Origin of the sequence: Sphingopyxis sp. MG (genome assembly GCF_002953155.1) — a bacterium.
Classification (GTDB): Bacteria; Pseudomonadota; Alphaproteobacteria; order Sphingomonadales; family Sphingomonadaceae; genus Sphingopyxis; species Sphingopyxis granuli.
On the sequence record NZ_CP026381.1, the window covers coordinates 2,053,576 to 2,073,087 of the forward strand.

The 19,512-nt window shown below is 68.6% G+C and carries 17 protein-coding genes and 1 tRNA gene; 9 read left to right on the top strand and 9 right to left on the bottom strand.

All coding sequences use genetic code 11. From position 1 onward, the window contains the following. Nucleotides 1-13: 13 nt before the first annotated feature. Entirely contained in the window at nt 14-952 is a 939-nt protein-coding gene (locus C3E99_RS09580) for a DUF808 domain-containing protein (RefSeq protein WP_076074909.1), read from the bottom strand. Between the two features lie 80 nt (nt 953-1,032). After that, the gene (locus C3E99_RS09585) at nt 1,033-2,010 is read right to left on the bottom strand and encodes a glucokinase (RefSeq protein ID WP_076074906.1); all 978 of its coding nucleotides are present in this window, start codon (nt 2,008-2,010) and stop codon (nt 1,033-1,035) included. Nucleotides 2,011-2,138: 128 nt separating this feature from the next. On the opposite strand from C3E99_RS09585, the gene C3E99_RS09590 reads away from it, so the two are divergent. Next, nucleotides 2,139-3,905: a GGDEF domain-containing protein gene (locus tag C3E99_RS09590; protein ID WP_104959732.1), complete on the top strand. Its 1,767-nt coding sequence runs from the start codon at nt 2,139-2,141 to the stop codon at nt 3,903-3,905. A gap of 208 nt (nt 3,906-4,113) precedes the next feature. Here C3E99_RS09590 and sciP read toward each other — a convergent pair whose 3' ends face one another. Then, nucleotides 4,114-4,401, bottom strand: coding sequence for a CtrA inhibitor SciP (gene sciP / locus C3E99_RS09595; RefSeq protein ID WP_067109134.1), 288 nt, complete (start codon nt 4,399-4,401; stop codon nt 4,114-4,116). A 173-nt stretch (nt 4,402-4,574) separates the two neighbouring features. Beyond that, nucleotides 4,575-5,738: an alpha-hydroxy-acid oxidizing protein gene (locus C3E99_RS09600; RefSeq protein ID WP_076074904.1), complete on the bottom strand. Its 1,164-nt coding sequence runs from the start codon at nt 5,736-5,738 to the stop codon at nt 4,575-4,577. A 138-nt stretch (nt 5,739-5,876) separates the two neighbouring features. Between C3E99_RS09600 and C3E99_RS09605 the strand changes: the two genes are divergently transcribed. Both C3E99_RS09605 and C3E99_RS09610 read left to right on the top strand, forming a co-directional pair. Then, on the top strand, nt 5,877-6,749 hold the full coding sequence (locus C3E99_RS09605; RefSeq protein ID WP_076074901.1) for a Rossmann-like and DUF2520 domain-containing protein: 873 nt from the start codon (nt 5,877-5,879) through the stop codon (nt 6,747-6,749). Nucleotides 6,750-7,064: 315 nt separating this feature from the next. Then, nucleotides 7,065-8,945: a YadA family autotransporter adhesin gene (locus tag C3E99_RS09610; protein ID WP_158682226.1), complete on the top strand. Its 1,881-nt coding sequence runs from the start codon at nt 7,065-7,067 to the stop codon at nt 8,943-8,945. Between the two features lie 133 nt (nt 8,946-9,078). Here C3E99_RS09610 and C3E99_RS09615 read toward each other — a convergent pair. The 5 genes from C3E99_RS09615 to C3E99_RS09635 form a co-directional block, all read right to left on the bottom strand. Then, nucleotides 9,079-9,155, bottom strand: a tRNA-Arg gene (locus tag C3E99_RS09615). Nucleotides 9,156-9,249: 94 nt separating this feature from the next. Further along, nucleotides 9,250-11,910 (bottom strand): pyruvate, phosphate dikinase, encoded by a 2,661-nt coding sequence (ppdK, locus tag C3E99_RS09620; protein ID WP_067109065.1) that lies wholly within the window; start codon nt 11,908-11,910, stop codon nt 9,250-9,252. Between the two features lie 114 nt (nt 11,911-12,024). After that, entirely contained in the window at nt 12,025-14,145 is a 2,121-nt protein-coding gene (gene glyS / locus C3E99_RS09625; RefSeq protein ID WP_104959734.1) for a glycine--tRNA ligase subunit beta, read from the bottom strand. Further along, a complete protein-coding gene (locus C3E99_RS09630; protein WP_082797088.1) occupies nt 14,142-14,612 on the bottom strand; it encodes an endonuclease domain-containing protein in 471 nt (156 codons plus the stop codon). The genes glyS and C3E99_RS09630 overlap by 4 nt, the downstream gene beginning before the upstream one ends. Further along, the gene (locus C3E99_RS09635) at nt 14,612-15,574 is read right to left on the bottom strand and encodes a glycine--tRNA ligase subunit alpha (RefSeq protein ID WP_067109058.1); all 963 of its coding nucleotides are present in this window, start codon (nt 15,572-15,574) and stop codon (nt 14,612-14,614) included. The genes C3E99_RS09630 and C3E99_RS09635 overlap by 1 nt, the downstream gene beginning before the upstream one ends. A gap of 191 nt (nt 15,575-15,765) precedes the next feature. Here C3E99_RS09635 and C3E99_RS09640 point away from each other — a divergent pair, with 191 nt between their 5' ends. From C3E99_RS09640 to C3E99_RS09665, 6 genes are all read left to right on the top strand, one after another. Next, nucleotides 15,766-16,110, top strand: coding sequence for a UrcA family protein (locus C3E99_RS09640; protein WP_067109056.1), 345 nt, complete (start codon nt 15,766-15,768; stop codon nt 16,108-16,110). 42 nt (nt 16,111-16,152) lie between these two features. Next, a complete protein-coding gene (locus C3E99_RS09645) occupies nt 16,153-16,365 on the top strand; it encodes a helix-turn-helix transcriptional regulator (protein WP_067109053.1) in 213 nt (70 codons plus the stop codon). Next, nucleotides 16,358-16,795, top strand: coding sequence for a hypothetical protein (locus C3E99_RS09650; RefSeq protein ID WP_158682228.1), 438 nt, complete (start codon nt 16,358-16,360; stop codon nt 16,793-16,795). The genes C3E99_RS09645 and C3E99_RS09650 overlap by 8 nt, the downstream gene beginning before the upstream one ends. A 70-nt stretch (nt 16,796-16,865) precedes the next feature. Continuing rightward, complete coding sequence (locus C3E99_RS09655) at nt 16,866-17,816, top strand: TraB/GumN family protein (protein WP_076074893.1); 951 nt, start codon at nt 16,866-16,868, stop codon at nt 17,814-17,816. 2 nt (nt 17,817-17,818) lie between these two features. After that, entirely contained in the window at nt 17,819-18,715 is an 897-nt protein-coding gene (locus C3E99_RS09660) for a TraB/GumN family protein (protein WP_076074891.1), read from the top strand. A 121-nt stretch (nt 18,716-18,836) separates the two neighbouring features. Then, nucleotides 18,837-19,466, top strand: a complete 630-nt coding sequence (locus C3E99_RS09665; protein WP_104959736.1) for a 50S ribosomal protein L25/general stress protein Ctc — start codon at nt 18,837-18,839, stop codon at nt 19,464-19,466. Nucleotides 19,467-19,512 lie beyond the last annotated feature (46 nt).

The window sequence follows — 19,512 nt, forward strand, 5'->3', positions numbered from 1 at the left end:
TCGCCTTTTGCCGTCAGTGCTCCGCCCGCTTGCCCGGAACGAAGTGCAGCGCCCCGGCGATCGCGCCGCCGAGCAGCACCCCGAACAGGCCCGCTCCCGCCGCGTTGATCAGCCATTCCCATACGCCCGCCGCCGGAAGGCCGCCCGCGACGGCATGCGCGCCATCATGGAGCGCATGGCCGATCGCGCCAAGACCATATTCATCGAGCCCGTGCAGCACGATCTGGCCGCCGACCCACAGCATCGCCGCGGTGCCGATCGTCGCAAGGGCGGCGAGCAGCCGGGGCATCAGCGTCACCAGCCCGCGCCCGATCGCCCGCCTCGCCGCGCCGCCGTTTCGCGCCATGTGCAGTCCGATGTCGTCCATCTTCACGATCAGCCCGACGACGCCATAGACGGCGATGGTGATCGCGATGGCGACGATCGCCAGCGTCGCGGCGCGCATCGCGAGATGTTCGTCGAGCACCTCGTTGAGCGCGATCACCATGATCTCCGCCGACAGGATGAAGTCGGTGCGCACCGCCCCCTTCACCATCCGTTCTTCGTGATCCGCGTCCGCGACGATCGCCGCGTCCTCGTCGAGGCTGGTCCTATCCTTCCGCAACGCATGAAGCAGCTTTTCCGCGCCTTCGAAACACAGATAGCTGCCGCCCAGCATCAGCAGCGGCGTGATCGCCCACTCCGCGAAGGTCGACAGGAGCAGCAGAACCGGCAGGATCAGCACCAGCTTGTTGAACAGCGATCCCTTGGTGATCCGCCAGATGATCGGCAATTCGCGATCGGGGGTGAAGCCGGTGACGTAGCGCGGCGTCACCGCCGTATCGTCGACCACCACGCCCGCCGCCTTCACTCCCGCCTTCGACGCCGCGGCGCCGACATCGTCGATGCTCGCCGCCGCAACCTTGGTGATGGTGGCGACGTCGTCGAGCAGTGCAAAGAGGCCGGATGGCATGGACGTCTGGTTCCTTCGATGGGTGTGCTGGCGGTGTAAAGAAGAAGGGGACGCTTCGACAAGCCTTTGCCTTATCGCCGCTAATCGCCGGCATGGCGGCGCGCGAAAGCAGCGGCGGCGCCGAACAGCCCCGGCTGCGGATGGGTGATCAGCTTGACCGGGATCGCCGCCATGATCCCGGCAAACCGCCCCTTGTCGGCGAAACGCCCGGAAAAGTCCGAACGGACGAGCCGGTCGCGGATGCGCAGGCCGAGACCGCCCGCCACGACCACCCCACCGGCGCCATGCGCCAGCGCGAGATCGCCCGCGACGCTGCCGAGCATCGCGCAGAAACGATCCGCCGCGGCGACCGCGAGATCGTCTTCCGCGCCGAGCGCGCGTGCCCACAGCGCATGGTCGTCGAGCGGCGGAACGGCGCGCCCGTCGAGCGCGGCGAGCACTTCATAGATGCCGACGATGGCTGGCCCCGCCACGACGCGCTCGACCGAGACGCGGCCGTATCTTTGGCGCAAATGCGCGAGGATGGCATCCTCGACGGCATCGCAGGGCGCGAAGCCGATATGACCGCCCTGCGCCTCCTGCACGCGACAGGCGTCGCCGTCGCGCCACAGATAGGCGGCGCCAAGGCCGGTGCCGGGGCCGATGACGCTGATCGTGCCGCGCGCAGGAAGCGGAATATCCGGCCCGGCGAGCGGTTCGAACCAGGATTCCCCCGCCTGGCCGACGGCATGGCCGATCGCTTCGAAGTCGTTGAGCAACAGGCAATGATCGAGGCCCAGGTCGGCCCCGATTCGATCGCGCCCGATCGTCCAGCGATTGTTGGTGAAGCGCAGGATGTCGCCCTGCGTCGGCGCCGCGACGGCGATCGCGGCGCTGCGGGGCGGCGGTTCGGCCAGTTGGCGCGCGTACGCCTGCCACGCGGCCTCCAGCCCCGCATGATCCGCGGTGCGCAGCGTCACCGCCTCCCCCAGCGAAACGACGCGGCCGGCGGCAATCGCCGCGATCGCGAAGCGCGCGTGCGTGCCCCCGATATCGATCGCGACGATGCGTTCGGTCATCCCTTGTCCTGTCCTCGCTTGCCCGGCCGGCGGCGGATCGCGATCCGCGATGGCGCACGACGCCCGTCGACGCAACATGCGTTCCGTTGGTAAAGCTTTCCCAAGACATTGATGCCATAGGGTTCGCGATGGAGGCGATGACGGACCTTTCGATTCGCGCTTGCGCCCGGCTGCTGCTCGCGGTGGCGGCGCTCGCCGCGCTGTGCGGCGCCGCGCCCGCGAGCGCGGAGGTGCTTCGGCTCAACCAATCGCTCTGCCATGCCGTCAGCCCGATCGAATCGGCGGACGCCAGCCTGTCGACGCTTCGCTTTTCGTGCAGCGGGACGCCGGCGGGGTATCAGCACGACAGCTTGTGGCTGCGGTCCGACCAGCGGCAATGGGCCAGCGGGCAGCGTTCGGTCGCGCTGATGGTGCATCATTCGCGCTTCGACCGGCTCGCGGTCGCCTTTTCCTATGCCGACGGCGCGGTGCGCTGGCAGCAGGTCCGGCAGGGCGATTATGGTTCGCATTGGCGGGCGGGCGGGCAGATCGTGTTCGAGGCACCGGACCGCCCCGCGTCGGTGACGGCGATCACGATGCGCTTCGACCGGCTCGCCGCCCACGACCTGGTGCGCGCCCATATCCTGTCGCGCGACCAGAGCAGTATGCAGGCCGCGGGCATGGCGGCGGCGACCGGCGCCGCGCTGATGCTCCTGCTCGTCAGCGGCATCTACAGCCTGTCGCTCGCCGTCGCGGTACGGCGCCAATATCTCGCCTGGCAAGCCGCGTGGGCGGCAACGATGCTCTTGTGGGGAACGCTGTGGTCGCAGATTCATCTGGCGCTGCTCCCCTTCATGGCGGGCACCGTCTCGGCCCAACTCTGCACTTTCCTCGCCTGCCTCGCGATCGCGGTCGCCACCGCGAGCGCGGTGACGGCGCTCGACCGCAGCGGCGTTCCCGCCGCGCTGCGCCGGGCAACGCTGGCGCTCGGGGCCGGCGTCGGACTGGCGGGCATACCGCTCGCGCTGATGCAGTCCGGCGACCTCGGCTATTGGGGCGAGGTGCTGGGCCTCGCCATCCTCGCCAACCTCGCCGCCGTCGCGATCTGCCTTGGCTGGGGCTGGCGGCGCGGTTCGATCGAGGCGCGCGATTTCGCCGCTGCCTGGTGCCTGCCGATGGCGGTGCTCGCCTTCATTCACCTCGTCGATGTCGAGAACGGCTTCTGGGGCGGCGGCTCCAAGCTGGCCGTGCTGCTCGCCGCCACCTGGCAGGCGCTGTGGCTGTCCGCCGCCGCGACCCGCCGGCTGGCCTCGCTGCGGATCGAGCGCGATCACGCACGCGCGGCCGAGGCGCAGGCGCGCGAACTGGCGCGCCGCGACCCGCTGACCGGCCTTCCCAACCGCCGCGGGTTCATCGAAAGCGTGACGCCGCTGCTCGACCGCGCGCGCGCGGACGACCTGCCGGCGGCGCTGCTGCTGGTCGACATCGACCGCTTCAAGTCGATCAACGACGTCCATGGCCACGATATCGGCGATGTGGTGCTGTGCCGGATCGCGCGCCGGATCGCGCGATGGGAAGGTTCGATCTGCACCGTCGCGCGCCTCGGCGGCGAGGAATTCGGCCTGCTGACGATCGGGATGGAGGGCATAGCGCTCGACCGCTTCGCCGAGAGCGTCCGGCGGGAGATCGCCGCCTGCGACCATAGCGCGTCCTTGGGCGACCGGACCGTCACCGCCAGCATCGGCGTCGCCGAGGTCCGTCCCGCCTGCGATTTCCAGCGGCTGTACAAGATCGCCGACGACGCGCTCTATGAAGCGAAGCACGCAGGGCGCGACCAGGTGGTGCTGCAGCGCCATACCGAAAGCGGCGGACCGAAGCCCGACCTGCCCGACCGCGAGGCCGTGCCGCTGGGCTGAGGCGCTGGGCTATGGCCTGTCGGGATTCAGTTTTTTTCGCAAAACAAAACCACGTGCTCCCGCGAAGGCGGGAGCCCAGAGCGGATGAAATCAGGGTCTGCGTTCCACCGCACTGGGTCCCCGCCTTCGCGGGGACACGCCCATATGCGTCCGCAAACACCCGAATCCCCACAGGCTATAAGGGAGCATCGGCCGGGGGAGTCGGCCGTCAGAGGCCGAACTTCTCCCGATAATATTGGACGCGCGTCGCGCGCAGCGCCCGAACGCCGAGGCGGTCGTAGGCCCGCTGCCACGAGGCGAACTCCTCAAGGCTGAGATTATAGCGCTCGCACGCTTCGTCGACCGTGATCAGCCCGCCCTCGACGGCGGCGACCACCTCCGCCTTGCGGCGGCTGACCCAACGCCGCGTGTTGCGCTTCGGCAAATCCGCCAGCGTCAACTCACTGCCCATCGGTCCGATCACCGACGCCGGCCGAATCTTCTGATTTTCGAGCACCACGACACTCCGTTCGGCGGCCTTCGGCCGCATGGCGCCCCCCGCGTTTTCCCGAACCCGGTCTATCCGATCGTCGTAAAGGAAGGGTTAGGCGATCGGGGCGGCCGGTCGCGGGCCGGGCACGATCCGTCGCGCCGGAACCGACGTTCCGCGTTCGGCACGCCCCATCGCCGTCAGGGCAGACGCCGCGCCCCGGCTTCGCGCAGCGCGGCGATGGTCGGATAGCCGTCGACCGCCATCAGCAGGTCGGCCTCGGCCAGCAGCGAGCGCAGCACATGCGCGGCGCCTTCGGCACCGCCCAGCGCCAGCCCATAGCTGTACGGCCGTCCGACGCCGACCGCGGTCGCGCCGAGCGCCAGCGCCTTCGCCACGTCGCTGCCCGACCGGACCCCCGAATCGAACAGCACCGGCGTGCTGCCGGCGGCCGCAACGACGTCGGGCAGCATGTCGATCGCGGCGATGCCGCCATTCGCCTGCCGCCCGCCGTGGTTCGAGCAATAGATGGCGTCGGCGCCGCCATCGATCGCGCGGCGGGCATCGTCGGGATGGCAGATACCCTTGAGGACGATCGGCAGTTTGGTCAGCGAGCGCAGCCAGGGCATGTCGTCCCACGTCAGCACCTTGCCGAAGGTGCCCGCCCAGGTCATCACGCCGGTGCGCACATCCTCTTCGGGCGGGCGGCCAACCATCGTGCGGAAGCGGGGGTCGGACCAATAGTTGGACAGGACGTGCCCGCGCAGCTGCGGGAAATTCGAATCGTTGAGGTCACGCGGTCGCCAGCCCGTTACCCAGGTGTCGAGCGTGACGATGATCGCCTTGTATCCCGCCGCCTCGGCACGGTGGACGAGGCTCTCGGCCAGTTCCTTGTCCTTCGGGGTATAGAGCTGGAAAAAGCCCGGCGTGTCGCCCATCGCCGTGGCGACGTCCTCCATCGGATCGTTCGACAGCGTCGAGGCGGTCAGCGGCACCCCGGTCAGCGCCGCGGCGCGCGCGGCGGCGATGTCGCCATGCCCGTCCTGCGTGCAAAGGCCGGTGACCCCGATGGGCGCCATGAACAGCGGCGTCGGCAGCGTCATGCCGAACAGATCGATCGACAGGTCGCGCACCGAGCAATCGACCATCATCCGCGGCACGATGCCCCAGTGCCGAAAGGCCGAGGCATTGCTGTCCTGCGTGAACTCGTCGCCGCAGCCGCCCTGGACATATTTGAGCAGCGACGGCGCCATCGCCGCCTGCGCGCGCGCCTCGAGCCCCGCGAAATCGACAGGATATTTGGGCAGCACGCCGCTGAGCCCGCCGAAATAGATCTCGTGCTGAAAATCGCCGTAGTGCGCCATGGCCGCCCTGTCCCCTTTCGTTGATCGACGCCGATGATAAGCCGATCGCGCCGCGCGCGTCCATGCATGGATTGCATTGCGGCGTCATGATCCGATCCGGCATGGCCGCCCGCGCGCCGGCGCGCTAGGGACGAACGCATGACCGACAAACGCCTCTGCCGCCGCCTGGGAATCATCGGGACCGGCCGGGTGGCGCACGCGCTGATGCTGGCGCTTGCTCCGTATGCCGACCTGCCGCCGCTCGTCTGGGGCCGCTCGCGGGAGCAGGCCGAGGCGCTCGCCCGAGAGGCTGCCGGCGCGGCCGCCACCGACCTGCGCGCGATCGCCGAAGCGTGCGACCTGATCGTCATCGCGGTCGCGGACGACGCGGTTGCGGCCATGGCGGCCGGGCTGGCGCGCGATCTGGCGCCTCCGCATGCGCCCTTCGTCTTTCACGTCAGCGGCCGCAGCGGCGCGGCGATTCTCGATCCGCTGGCGGCAGCGGGAGCACAGATCGCGGCGATCCATCCGGTGATGACCTTCACCGGCAATCCGCGCGCCGAAATCGAGCGGATGGCGGCCGCGCATTTCGCGGTCACGGTCTCGGACCCCGCGACGCTGCCGCGCGCCCGTGCGGTGATCGAACGGCTCGGCGGCACCGCGGTCGAGATCGCCGAGGCGCAGCGCACCCTCTACCACGCCGCGCTCTGCCACGCCGCCAACCATCTGGTGACATTGCTCGCCGGTGCGTCGCAGGCCTTGCGCACCGCAGGCGCCGACGCGCCCGAGGCGATGCTGGCGCCGCTGGTCCGCGCCGCACTGGAAAACAGTCTGGCGCACGGCTTTTCCGCGCTGTCGGGGCCGCTGCTGCGCGGCGACGGCGACACGATCGCCCGGCACCTCGCCGCGATCGACGCCGATTACCCGGCGCTGGGCGCCCCCTATCGCGCCATGGCGCGCGCCACGCTCGACGAAATGGAGCGCGACGGCCTCGCCGCGGCTTCGCCGGCGATCCGCACCCTGCTGAACTGACGGCAGACCGGCCGGCAAGCCGTGCGGTCGATCGCAGATAGGGAAAAATGGGGACGACTACTTATCCCGGCCCGTTTTTCACGGCGAGAAACAACTAACGATCGACGGCTTACCTGTTGCGCCGGTCATCAATTGTTTTTCGGCATTGTTCCGCACCGTCCGTGCCGTGTTCCGCGCCGTCCAAGACGGGCGCTGGCGGGCATGGCAATCGGCAAGGGCACATAGCCGCCGCGAGAGACGATGCAACAGGGTCGCCGGGCCGAAAAGGCACGGTTCAACGCACATCTCACGGTCCATAACAAGGAGACCCTGACCGTGCACAAGACGCGTATTTCGACCCTGCTCCTCGCCGCCACGCCCCTGGCGCTCGCCCTCCCCGCGCCCGCCTGGGCCGACCCCACGCCCGAATGCAATGCCGGAAGCGGCGCCAATTCGACCGAATGCGGCGTGAACAGCCTCGCGAGCGGGGAGAAATCGACCGCCATCGGCGATTCGGCGGCCGCCATCGGCGACAATAGCGTCGCGATCGGCGCAGGTGCCTATGCCAACAAGAAGGACGCAACGGCGCTGGGCACCGAAGCCTACGCAACCGGCGTGGAAAGCACGGCGCTGGGATCCGGCGCCTATGCCAACAATGAAGGCGATACCGCGCTGGGTTCCAATGCCAATGTCGCCGGCGCCCATGGCACCGCCGTGGGCGGATTGGCCGTGGCGCAAGGCGAATCGAGCACGTCGCTCGGCTACCACGCCGCGGCCGTCGGCGCGAGCGCCATGGCGCTTGGCGCCGACAGCCGGGCTGAAAAAGACGGCACGGCGATCGGCACCACCGCGCAGACCGGCGTTAAGGGCGTCGCCGTCGGCAGCGCGGCCGAAGCCGATAGTTATGGCGTCGCCGTCGGCACCACCGTGCACGCCGGCGTTGGGGGTGTCGCCTTGGGAGGCGAGGCCAAAGCCGGTACGTATAGCGTCGCCGTCGGCTCCAGCAGCACCGCCGGCGAATACGCCGCGGCGTTCGGCTACTACGCAAGAGCCGCCGACCATGGCTCGGCCTTGGGATTTGGGGCGGAGGTCACGCAGGCGAACGGCACCGCGCTCGGCACCGCGACGGCCTCCGGCGCTGACGGCGCGACCGCCGCGGGATATATGGCCAAGGCCATTGGCGATGGCTCCACCGCCCTTGGCACTTACGCTGAGGCCAGCGGCACCGATAGCGTCGCGCTGGGCGGGCAGAGCGCGGCCAACGGCAATGGCGGCGTCGCCATCGGCTTTCAGACCGTCTCCGATATTCAGGCGGTCGCCTTGGGTTTCGGCGCGAAGGGCAATGCGATCAACACCGTCGCGATCGGCACCGACGCCGTGGCCGACAGCGGCGCGGCGGTGGCGATCGGTGCCGGCTCCCTAGCCGAGGACGGCAGCGCGGTCGCGATCGGCTTTCAGCAACTGGCGTCGGGCAACGGCGCGGTGGCGATCGGCGATCCCAATGTCGCGAGCGGCACCGGGGCCGTCGCCATCGGCGCGGACAATACCGCATTCGGCGACGGCGCGGTGGCGCTCGGCAACCGGTCGGTCGCGAAAGGCGACGGCAATGTCGCGCTGGGCAATGCGGCGTCTGCGACCGGCACCAATGCCGTGGCGCTGGGCGCCGGGTCGGTCGCCGATCAGGACAATGTCGTCTCGGTCGGCGCGGCGGGCGCGGAGCGGCGCGTCGTCAACGTTGCGGCTGGCACGGCGGCCACCGATGCCGTCAATGTCGGCCAGGTGAACAGGGCCGCCACCGCGGTCACGACCGCGCTGGGCGGCGGGGCGGCCTATGATGTGGGAACCGGAGTCATGTCCGCGCCGACCTATATGGTCGGGGGAGCCGCCTATCATGACGTCGGATCGGCGATCGCCGCGATCCACGATGGCGTGTCGCAACTGGATAGCCGCGTCCACGCGCTCGAAAGCGTCTCGACGGAGGGATTCCGGCGGGCCAACGGCGGCATCGCGACGGCGATGGCGCTGGGGGGTACGATGATCGTGCCGGACAGCGATGTTTCGGTCTCGTTCAACCTCGCGACCTATCGCGGCGAACAGGGCTTTTCCGGCGCCGTGGTCGTCCGCGCCGCGCCGCGCGTCTATATCAGCGGCGGCTTTGCGGGGTCCACCGTCAAGGGCTCGACCGGCGGGCGCGTCGGCATAGCCTTCGGCATGTAGGGGGTGATGGGCCCTGGCCTTGCGCAAGGCCAGGCCCACCCCAATCAAAACAGGGCGGGCGTGGGAGCCGGTTCAGCCTGAACGGGATAATTTCCCGGCAGCCGGGCCATATGTTCGCGATGCTGTTCGGAAATGGCGCACCCGGAACGATTCGAACGTCCGACCCCCAGATTCGTAGTCTGGTGCTCTATCCAGCTGAGCTACGGGTGCGTGGAGCGGTGCCTTTACGGGCAGTCGCGGGGGGGCGCAACCCCCTATTTCGCCTTTTTCGACCGGCGAACAGGGGATCGCGCCGCCGCGGCGATCAACCGCGTTTCAGCGCCGCCTGCGCCGCCGCGAGCCGGGCGATCGGGACGCGGTAGGGCGAGGCGCTGACATAGTCGAGACCGGTCCGCTCGCAGAAATGGATGCTCGGCGCATCGCCGCCATGCTCGCCGCAGATACCGAGCTTGATGCCCGCGCGCGCGCCGCGGCCGCGCTCGGCCGCGATCTCGATCAGCTGGCCGACACCCTCGACGTCGATGCTGACGAAGGGGTCGGTGACGAAGATGCCCTTGTCGACATATTGGGTCAGGAAGCGGCCCGCGTCGTCGCGGCTGACGCCGAGCGTGGTCTGGGTGAGATCGTTGGTGCCGAAGCTGAAGAATTCGGCCGCCTGCGCGATTTCCCCCGCCATCAGCGCGGCGCGCGGCAGTTCGATCATCGTGCCGACCAGATAGGCGATCTCGCGGCCCTTCTCCGCGAACACCGCCTTCGCCGCCGCATCGACGACCGCCTTCATCAGGTCGAATTCGCGGCGCGTGGCGACGAGCGGGATCATCACTTCGGGAACCGGCGCCGAGCCGGTCTCGGCAGCGACGTCGCATGCCGCCTCGAAGATCGCCCGTGCCTGCATCTCGTAGATTTCGGGATAGGTGACGCCGAGGCGGCAGCCGCGATGGCCGAGCATCGGGTTGAATTCGTGCAGTTCGCTCGCGCGCGCCTTGAGCGCCTCGATTCCGACGCCCGCCGCGGCGGCGACCTCGGCGAAATCCTCTTCGCGCGTCGGCAGGAATTCGTGCAGCGGCGGGTCGAGCAGACGGATGGTGACCGGCAGGCCCGCCATCACGCGGAAGATCGCGGCGAAATCGCCGCGCTGCTCGGGCAGCAGCTTGGCGAGCGCGGCGCGGCGGCCATCCTCGCTGTCGGCGAGGATCATCTCGCGCACCGCCGCGATGCGCGCGGCGTCGAAGAACATATGCTCGGTGCGGCAAAGCCCGATGCCCTCGGCCCCGAAATCGCGCGCGACCTGCGCGTCGGCGGGGGTCTCGGCGTTGGTGCGGACCTTCATCCGGCGCACCTTGTCGGCCCAGCCCATCAGCGTGCCGAAGTCGCCGACCAGTTCGGGAAGCAGCGTCGGCACCTCGCCCGCCATCACCTCGCCGGTCGAGCCGTCGAGGGTGATGACGTCGCCTTCGCGCAGTTCGCGCCCGGCGACGCGCAGCACGCGCGCCGCGCCGTCGATGCTGAGCCCGCCCGCGCCCGAGACGCAGGGACGACCCATGCCGCGCGCGACGACCGCCGCGTGGCTGGTCATCCCGCCGCGCGCGGTCAGGATGCCCTTTGCGGCGTGCATGCCGTGAATATCCTCGGGCGACGTCTCGATGCGGACGAGGATCACCGCCTTGCCCATTCCCGCGGCCTTTTCGGCGCTGTCGGCGTCGAACATGATCTCGCCCGACGCGGCGCCGGGGCTCGCCGGCAGCCCCTTGGTCAGCACGTCGCGCGGCGCCTTCGGGTCGAGGGTCGGATGGAGAAGCTGGTCGAGCGCGCCGGGATCGACGCGCTGCACCGCTTCCTGCTCGGAGATCAGCCCTTCGGCCGCCATGTCGACCGCGATCTTCAGCGCCGCCTTCGCGGTGCGCTTGCCGCTCCGCGTCTGGAGCATCCACAGCTTGCCGCGCTCGACGGTGAACTCGATGTCCTGCATGTCGCGATAGTGGTTTTCGAGCGTGTCGAAGACACTGCCCAGCTCGGCGAAGGTCTCCGGCATCGCCTCTTCCATGCTGAGCGGCTTGGCGCCGGCCTTCTCGCGCGCCGCGCGGGTCAGATATTGCGGCGTGCGGATGCCCGCGACGACGTCCTCGCCCTGCGCATTGATCAGCCATTCGCCGTACCAGGCGCGCTCGCCGGTCGCGGGGTCGCGGGTGAAGGCGACGCCGGTCGCCGACGTATCGCCCATGTTGCCGAACACCATCGCCTGCACATTGACCGCGGTGCCCCATTCGCCGGGGATCGCGTTCAGGCGGCGATAGACTTTCGCGCGGTCGCTTTCCCAGCTCGCGAAGACGGCGCCGATCGCGCCCCACAGCTGATCCTTCGGCTCCTGCGGGAAGGGTGCGCCGGTCTCGCGCTGCACGATCGCCTGATATTCGATGACGAGCGCCTGCCAATCCTCTGCCGCCATCTCGGTATCGAGATAGAAGCCCTTGTCTTCCTTCGCGGTTTCCAGCGCTTCCTCGAACGCCGCATGGTCGAGGCCCATGACGACGTCGGCGTACATCTGGATGAAGCGGCGATAGCTGTCCCACGCGAAGCGCGGGTCGCCCGACGCCTCGGCGAGCCCGGCGACGGTGCGGTCGTTGAGGCCGAGGTTGAGGACGGTGTCCATCATCCCCGGCATCGACACGCGCGCACCCGAGCGGACCGAGACGAGAAGCGGATTGGCGGGATCGCCGAAGGTGCGGCCGGTCAGCCCCTCGATATGCGCGATGCCGCTCGCGACCTCGTCGGCCAGGCCGGCGGGGAACTGCTCCGCATTGTCGTAATAGGCGGTGCAGACCTCGGTGGTGATGGTGAAGCCCGGCGGCACCGGCAGGCCGATCGAGGCCATTTCGGCCAGGTTCGCGCCCTTGCCGCCCAGCAATTCCTTCGCACGCTCGGCCGTCGTGGCCGTGCCGCCGAACAAATGCACCATCGTCGTCATGTCATGCTCCTGCTGCCCCGGGGAGGAGGGTTGGCGGGGAAATAGGGACGCCACGCCCTATGGTCGATTCAGATTTGCTTCGCGCACTATAAGGGATGCCGCATAGCCATGGCATCAGCCCTCGATCTTCGAGAAATCGGCGACGCCATGGACGGCGCCGGTAAATCGGGCGAGCAGGCCCAGGCGATACGCCCGGACTGCAGGATCGGGATCGTTGACCATCACGCCCTCGAAGAAAGCGTCGATCGGCGCGCGGAGCGTCGCAAGGGCCGCCATGGCATCGGTGAAGCGCTCGGCGTCGACCGCGGCCGACGCCGCGGGTTCGGCGGCATCGAGCGCGGCGAGCAGGGTTGCATCGACCTCGGTAGGCGCGGTAGCGGCAGCGGCATCGGTCACCTCGCCCGCCTGTTTCAGGATATTCGCGGCGCGCTTGTAGCCCGCGAGCAGATTGGCGCCGTCGTCGGTCGCCATGAAGGCCTGCAGCGCCTGCACGCGCGCAAGCAGACGAACGAGATCGCCCTCGCCGGCGCCACTTTCTTGCTTGGCGGCGAACACCGCGTCGATCAGGTCGTGGCGGACGCCGGCCTCGCGCTGCTGGACCTTGAGGCGATCGGCGAAGAAGTCGAGCAGTTCCCCCTCCCCGACCGGGAAACGCAGGCTATTTTCGGTCACGATCCGAATGATGCCGAGCGCAGCGCGGCGGAGTGCGAACGGGTCCTTCGATCCGGTCGGTTTCTCGTCGATCGCGAAGAAGCTGCGCAGCGTATCCAGCTTGTCCGCCAGCGCCACGGCCACCGTCACCGGCGCGGTCGGCACCTCATCGCCCTGCCCGACCGGCTTGTAGTGATCGCGGATCGCGTCGGCGACGGCATCGGGCAGGCCTTCGGCGCGGGCGTAATAGCCGCCCATCAGGCCCTGCAATTCGGGGAACTCGCCGACCATCTCGGTGACGAGGTCGGCCTTCGCCAAGCGCGCCGCGCGTTCGGCTTGGTCAGCCAGTTCCTTGCGCGACACTTCCGTGTTCCCCCGCGAAGGCGGGGGTCCAGAGCTTGCATCCGCAGACGCCGGCGCATCACCGCCCTGGGTTCCCGCCTGCGCGGGAACACACGAGGGAGCGACGACACCCTCTTCCACCAGCCAGCGCGCGAGCTTCGCGACGCGCTCGACCTTGTCGGCGACGGTGCCGAGCTTTTCGTGAAAGGTGATGTTCGCCAGCTTCTCCGCGTGCTGCGCCAGCGTCTTCTTCTGGTCCTGTTCCCAGAAGAAGCGCGCATCGGACAGGCGCGCGGCGAGAACCTTGCGGTTGCCCGCGACGATCGCCGCGCCGCCGTCGCTCGCGGCGATGTTCGCGGTGCAGACGAAACCGTTCGCCAACTTGCCGTCGGCACCGGTCACGACGAAATATTTCTGGTTCACCCGCGCCGTGAGCTGGATCACCTCGGGCGGCACCTCGAGGAAGGTCTCGTCGAAGCGGCCGAGCAGCGGCACCGGCCATTCGGTGAGCCCGGCATTCTCGACCACCAGCCCTTCGTCCTCGACGAGCGTCAACCCGGCGTCGGCCGCGACCTTCGCCGCGCCTTCGCGGATGATGCGGGCGCGTTCCTCCTGATCGACGATGACATGGCAGGCGCGCAGCTTGTCGGCATAATCCGCCGCCGAGCCGATGGTGATTTCGCCCGGGCAATGGAAGCGATGGCCGCGCGTCGCGAAACCCGCGGAAATCCCGCCAATTTCACACGCAATCAACCGTTCGCCGAACAGCGCGACGATGCCCGACAGCGGCCGCACCCAGCGCAGGCTGTCGCTGTTCGCACTGTCGCGGCCCCAGCGCATCGACTTGGGCCAGGCGAAGGCACGGACGATCGCGGGAATCGCCTCCGCCAGCACCTCGTTCGTTGCACGGCCGGGCTTGTCGATCACCGCGAACCAGACGCCGTCGCGGTCTTCGAGCCGGTCCTGCGTCAGCCCGGTCTTGCGCAGGAAGCCCTCGAGCGCCTGCGGCGGCGCGCTGGTGCGCGGACCCTTCAACTCCTCGCTGACCGCGGCGGTCGCGTCGGGAAGGTCCTTCGCGATCAGCGCGAGCCGGCGCGGGGTCGACCAGACGGTCAGATCGCCGACCGCCAGCCCCGCCGCCGCCATCCGGGCGCGGAACAGCTTTTCCAGCTCGGCGCGCGCGCCAGCCTGCATACGGGCGGGAATTTCCTCGCTGCGCAGTTCGAGAAGGAAGTCGGTCATTGCACATCCTCCCCGCTTGCGGGGAGGGGGACCATGCCGGAGGCATGGTGGAAGGGGCTATCGGCCTTGAGCCGAAGCAGCGCGACGACGCCGTCCATATTTTCCAGCACATCCTTTGCCGTCACGCGAACGACCTCAAATCCTTGCGCTGCCAGGCGTGCCTCACGCGCGGCGTCACGAGCCGGTGCCGTCCCGCGATCATGCGCCTCGCCGTCGATTTCGACGATCAGTCTTGCAGCCATGCAGCAGAAATCCGCGACATAGGGACCGACCGGGTGTTGACGACGGAATTTCGCGCCCAGTTTCTGGCCGCGCAGTTGCTCCCACAAGAGAACCTCGGGCAAGGTCATTTCGCGGCGGAGTTTGCGGGCGGCATAGACCTGCGGGCGTTGCAGGCTCCGCGAGCCCCCTCCACCACGCTGCGCGTGGTCCCCCTCCCCGTTCCGGGGAGGATTTTGGACGGCCATCACAGCGTCCATCCCGGCCAGGCTGCGGTCCAGCGGTCGGACTGGCTGTCGATCCACGCCTTGCAGCTTCCCTTGGCGAGGTCGCGGACGCGGGCCATGTAGTTGGCGCGTTCCTGCACGCTGATGACGCCGCGCGCCTGGAGCAGGTTGAAGAGGTGGCTCGCCTCGATCGCCTGGTCGTAGGCGGCGAGCGGAACCTGTGCGGCGATCGCGCGCTCGCATTCGGCCTCGGCCGCCTTGAAGCCCGCGAACAGCGTATCGGTGTCGGCGACCTCGAAATTCCATTTCGAGAATTGCCGCTCATTTTCGAGGAACACGTCGCCGTAGCTGACCCCCGGCACGTCGCCAACGGGGTCGGAGAAGCGCAGGTCGTACACATTGTCGACGCCCTGGATATACATGGCGAGGCGTTCGAGCCCGTAGGTCAGCTCGCCCGCGACCGGCTTGCAGTCATAGCCGCCCATCTGCTGGAAATAGGTGAACTGCGACACCTCCATCCCGTCGCACCACACTTCCCAGCCGAGTCCCCATGCGCCCAGCGTCGGCGATTCCCAATCGTCCTCGACGAAGCGGATATCGTGGAGCAGCGGGTCGATGCCGATCGCGGCGAGGCTGCCGAGATACTGGTCCTGAATGTCGGCGGGCGACGGCTTCAGGATCACCTGATACTGGTAATAATGCTGAAGGCGGTTGGGATTCTCGCCGTAGCGGCCATCGGTCGGGCGGCGGCTCGGCTGGACATAGGCGACATTCCACGGCTCCGGCCCCAGGCTGCGCAGCGTCGTCGCCGGGTGAAAGGTCCCCGCCCCGACGCGCATGTCATAGGGCTGAAGGATCGCACAGCCGCGCGCACCCCAATAGGCATGCAGGGTCAGGATCACGTCCTGAAAGCTGAGGGGTCGCTTCGCTTCGGCGTCGGCCACGGCCGCATTTCCTTCGCAGGTGCAAAATCGCCGCCGCATTGGCGCAGCAGCGGCGCAGGGTCAAGGCTCCGCTCCCGATCGGCACGGAGGAAAATCACCAGCCGTGTCAGGCTAACCCAACTTTTTGTCATGTTTTATTGACATGGTCAGTGAATCGCGACATATAGTCATGGAAACCTGACAAAACGACAGGCCAACATGACTGTCACTTCGATGAAGGAACCGATGCCATGACGACTCGCGCCGCCATCCTCGCCCTGACGCTCGCCCTCGGCGGTTCGCCCGCCTTTGCCGCGAGCGCCGATGCCGATACCGGCCGCATCGCGGTCCGCACCGCCGACCTCGACCTCGCTTCGGCGCGCGGCCGGACGCAACTCGACGCGCGGCTGAAAAGCGCGGCGCGCCAATTGTGCCGCACGGGTCTGCGCAGCGTCGCCGACCGCGCGATCGAAGCACAGTGCATCGCCGAGACGGTCGCCGGCGCGCAACCGCAAGCGGCGAACGCCATCGCTCAGGCCGCGAGGGGGGAAGCGCAGATGGCGCTGATGATGGTGGCGTTGTCGCCGCGCGCATGAGATGGCGGCTGCCTGGCGGCACGACGAGCCCTGGAGGCGCCGATGAACAACAAGTTGAAGATATTGCGCGCGATGCGCAACTGGAGCCAGGCCGAACTGGCCGAGCGGCTCGATGTGTCGCGGCAGGCGGTCAATGCGATCGAAACGGGCAAATACGACCCGTCGCTGCCACTCGCCTTCAAGCTGGCGCGCCTGTTCGGCATGCCGATCGAGGAAATCTTCGACGATGGCCAGAAAGGACATGCCGATGACTGATGCAGAAACCCCGCGCCCGCGCCGCCCGATGTCGCCGCGCCGTCGTCGCTATTGGAAGTCGCTGGGATTTGCCGCGCTGGTCGGCGGGCTTATCGGCGGCTGGCTCGTGGTCGACCAGCCCGAAGGGCGCGGCCTGACCGAGATGCTCGCGACCGGTTCGCTCACCCCCGGCTTCGCGATCGCGGCCGCGCTTTGCTGGACGATCGGGCTCGCGATCGCGATGATCCTCTATCACCGCGCGATCGACGATCATGAGGAGCATGCCTGGCTGTGGGCGAGCACGGCGGGATGGTATGCCCTGATGTTTCCCGCGCCCGTATGGTGGGTGCTGCACCGCGCCGCACTGGCACCGTCGCCCGACGCGATGCTGCTGTTCCTGCTGACGCTCGTCGTCAATGCGGTCGTCTATCTCTGGCTCAAATTCCGCTGATCCCGCCGCGCTTGCTTTCCCCATTTCCCTTGCGGCACATACCCCCGAACGGATGAAAGGCTTTCCCCGAATGAAAAACCGAACGAAACCCTGGCTCAAGACGCTTGCCGCCGCGTGCGCGCTGCTTCCCCTCGCGCTTGGCTCGGCCGCCCCCCTTGCCTTCGCGCAGGTCGACGAACCCGCTGCCGCCGCCCCAGCAGCACCGGCCGAAACCCGCGCCGCGCCCGCGCTGTGGGTGGTGAAGGACGAGGATACGACAATTTACCTCTTCGGCTCGATCCACGTGCTGAAACCGGGGCTGAGCTGGTTCGACGGCGCGGTGAAGCAGGCCTTCGATGCCTCCGATTCGCTGATGCTCGAGGTCGTGCTGCCCGAGGACGAGATGGCGGCCGCCAAGGCGACGATCCCCCTCGCGCTCGACCAGAGCGGCAGGACGCTGTCGTCGCGGCTCGAACCCGATGCGCTGAAAGCCTATCAGGCGGCGCTCGCCGGGCTGGGCATCCCGCCGGCGCAGTTCGACGCGTTCAAGCCCTGGTTCGCCGCGGTCACACTGTCGGTGCTGCCGCTGACCAACCTCGGCTACGATCCCGAACAGGGCGCGGAAAAGACGCTGACGCGCGCGGCCAAGGCCGCCGGAAAGCCGATCGAGGGTCTGGAGACGCTGGAGGAGCAGCTCGGTTTCTTCGACACGCTGCCGGAGGATCAGCAGGTCGCCTACCTCAACGCGACGGTCAAGGACATCGACCAGCTCGGCCCGACGATCGACAAGCTGGTGACGCTGTGGAGCAACGGCGACCCCGATCAGCTTGCCGTGCTGATGAACGAAAGCATGACCACCACGCCCGAACTGGCGAAGATCCTGCTGGCCGACCGCAACGCGCGCTGGGCCGAGACGCTGCAGGCGCGCATGGAGCAACCCGGCACCCTGTTCGTCGCGGTCGGCGCCGGACACCTCGCCGGACCGCAAAGCGTGCAGACCTATCTCCAGCAACGCGGATTGGCCGCGACGCGGGTCGAATAGGGATGACGCGGCGCCGTTGGCATCGGCGCCGGGGCGGCCGCGCGGCGGTCGCCCTCGCCTTCCTGCTGTTCGCCGGGTGCGGTTCGGCCGAACCGCCGCGCGAGGCGCGACCCGCGATGTGGCTGGTCGCCGATCCCGATACGCGCATCTATCTGCTCGGCACGATGCACGCACTGCCCAGGGGGACCGACTGGCACGGCGGCAAGGTCGCCGAGGCGATGCGCGCCGCCGACGCGCTGGTGATGGAATTGTCGCCCGACGAACTGGCGGCGGCCGGGGAAGTCTTCGGACAGCTTGCGCCGCGCAGCGCGCCGCTTGCGATCGACCGGCGCCTGTCGGGCGAAGCGCTCGGCGGCTATCGCAGGCTGGAGGCGAAGGGCGGCGGCTTCGGCGGCGACCGCCTCGACGACTGGGCGGTGATGGTGCTGATGGGCCAGCGCACGGCCGCGCTCGCGAAGCTATCGCCCGACGCCGGCGTCGAAGCCGGCCTGACCGCCGCTTTCCGCGACGCGGACAAACCGATCGGCGGGCTGGAGACCGCGAAGGCGCAACTGCTGCTGTTCGAGACGCTGCCGCCCGAGGCGCAGCGCACGCTGCTGGAGCGCGCCGCCAGCCGCGCGGACAGCGCGCCGCGCGAGGTCGGCGCGCTGGCCGACGCCTGGTCGCGCGGCGACGTCGCGGCGCTCGAAGCGGTCATCAATGCCGACGTCGAGGCGGTGCCCGCGGCGCGCAAGGCGATCCTGACCGACCGCAACCGGCGGTGGAGCGCGTGGGTGAAACGGCGGATGGACCGCCCCGGCACGCTGCTGGTCGCGGTCGGCGCGGGGCATCTGATCGGCCCCGAGGGCGTGCCCGCGCTGCTGGAGGCCGACGGCCTGACGGTGACGCGGGTGCAGTAGATCGCGCCATTTCGCGCCGGCGGCTTGCCTTTTCGCCCTTTCCCCGCTATGCGCCCGCGCTTCCGTCATGGTCATCCCTGGAGGCGTGGCGGATTGTGCAACCGTTTCTCGGAGAAATGATATGAGCGATCAGCTGACGCTGACGGCCGAGACGCGCGAACGTGCAGGCAAGGGAGCCTCACGCGAGCTGCGTCGTAATGGCCGCGTCCCCGCCGTCGTCTATGGCGGCAACGAAGACCCCCTGATGATCCACGTCGAGGAAAAGCTGCTGATGAAGCAGCTGATGACCGGCGTGTTCCTGAACTCGGTGGTGATGATCGAGGTGGGCGGCAAGACCATCCGCACCCTGCCCAAGGACGTCGCTTTCCATCCGGTCAAGGATCGTCCGATCCATGCCGACTTCCTGCGCGTGTCGAAGGACACCAAGGTGCAGGTCGGCGTTCCCGTGCTGTTCGCGAACGAGGAGAAGTCCCCGGGCCTGAAGCGCGGCGGCGTGCTGAACGTCGTGCGCCACGAGCTGGAACTGATCTGCGAAGCGGACAAGATTCCCGACGACATCACGATCGACGTCACCGGCTTCGACGTCGGCGAGTCGATCCACATCAGCCACGTCACCCTGCCGAAGGGCGTGGAAAGCGCGATCACCGATCGCGACTTCACCATCGCGACGATCGTCGCCCCGTCGGCGCTCAAGTCGAGCGACGGCGACACGACCAAGGATGAAGGCGAAGCCGCCGAAGGCGAAGCCTGACACCAACACTTCAACCCCTCCCCTTCCGGGGGAGGGGGCATATGCG

What these genes read in the sequence shown, in the direction of transcription:
- C3E99_RS09660 (WP_076074891.1), top strand. Translation starts at nt 17,819, where the DNA reads ATGACGCGGCGCCGTTGGCATCGGCGCCGGGGCGGCCGCGCGGCGGTC.
- glyS (WP_104959734.1), bottom strand. Translation starts at nt 14,145, where the DNA reads ATGACCGACTTCCTTCTCGAACTGCGCAGCGAGGAAATTCCCGCCCGT.
- C3E99_RS09665 (WP_104959736.1), top strand. Translation starts at nt 18,837, where the DNA reads ATGAGCGATCAGCTGACGCTGACGGCCGAGACGCGCGAACGTGCAGGC.
- C3E99_RS09630 (WP_082797088.1), bottom strand. Translation starts at nt 14,612, where the DNA reads ATGGCCGTCCAAAATCCTCCCCGGAACGGGGAGGGGGACCACGCGCAG.
- C3E99_RS09590 (WP_104959732.1), top strand. Translation starts at nt 2,139, where the DNA reads ATGGAGGCGATGACGGACCTTTCGATTCGCGCTTGCGCCCGGCTGCTG.
- C3E99_RS09585 (WP_076074906.1), bottom strand. Translation starts at nt 2,010, where the DNA reads ATGACCGAACGCATCGTCGCGATCGATATCGGGGGCACGCACGCGCGC.
- C3E99_RS09645 (WP_067109053.1), top strand. Translation starts at nt 16,153, where the DNA reads ATGAACAACAAGTTGAAGATATTGCGCGCGATGCGCAACTGGAGCCAG.
- C3E99_RS09640 (WP_067109056.1), top strand. Translation starts at nt 15,766, where the DNA reads ATGACGACTCGCGCCGCCATCCTCGCCCTGACGCTCGCCCTCGGCGGT.
- C3E99_RS09650 (WP_158682228.1), top strand. Translation starts at nt 16,358, where the DNA reads ATGACTGATGCAGAAACCCCGCGCCCGCGCCGCCCGATGTCGCCGCGC.
- C3E99_RS09605 (WP_076074901.1), top strand. Translation starts at nt 5,877, where the DNA reads ATGACCGACAAACGCCTCTGCCGCCGCCTGGGAATCATCGGGACCGGC.
- ppdK (WP_067109065.1), bottom strand. Translation starts at nt 11,910, where the DNA reads ATGACGACGATGGTGCATTTGTTCGGCGGCACGGCCACGACGGCCGAG.
- C3E99_RS09580 (WP_076074909.1), bottom strand. Translation starts at nt 952, where the DNA reads ATGCCATCCGGCCTCTTTGCACTGCTCGACGACGTCGCCACCATCACC.
- C3E99_RS09655 (WP_076074893.1), top strand. Translation starts at nt 16,866, where the DNA reads ATGAAAAACCGAACGAAACCCTGGCTCAAGACGCTTGCCGCCGCGTGC.
- C3E99_RS09600 (WP_076074904.1), bottom strand. Translation starts at nt 5,738, where the DNA reads ATGGCGCACTACGGCGATTTTCAGCACGAGATCTATTTCGGCGGGCTC.
- C3E99_RS09635 (WP_067109058.1), bottom strand. Translation starts at nt 15,574, where the DNA reads ATGCGGCGGCGATTTTGCACCTGCGAAGGAAATGCGGCCGTGGCCGAC.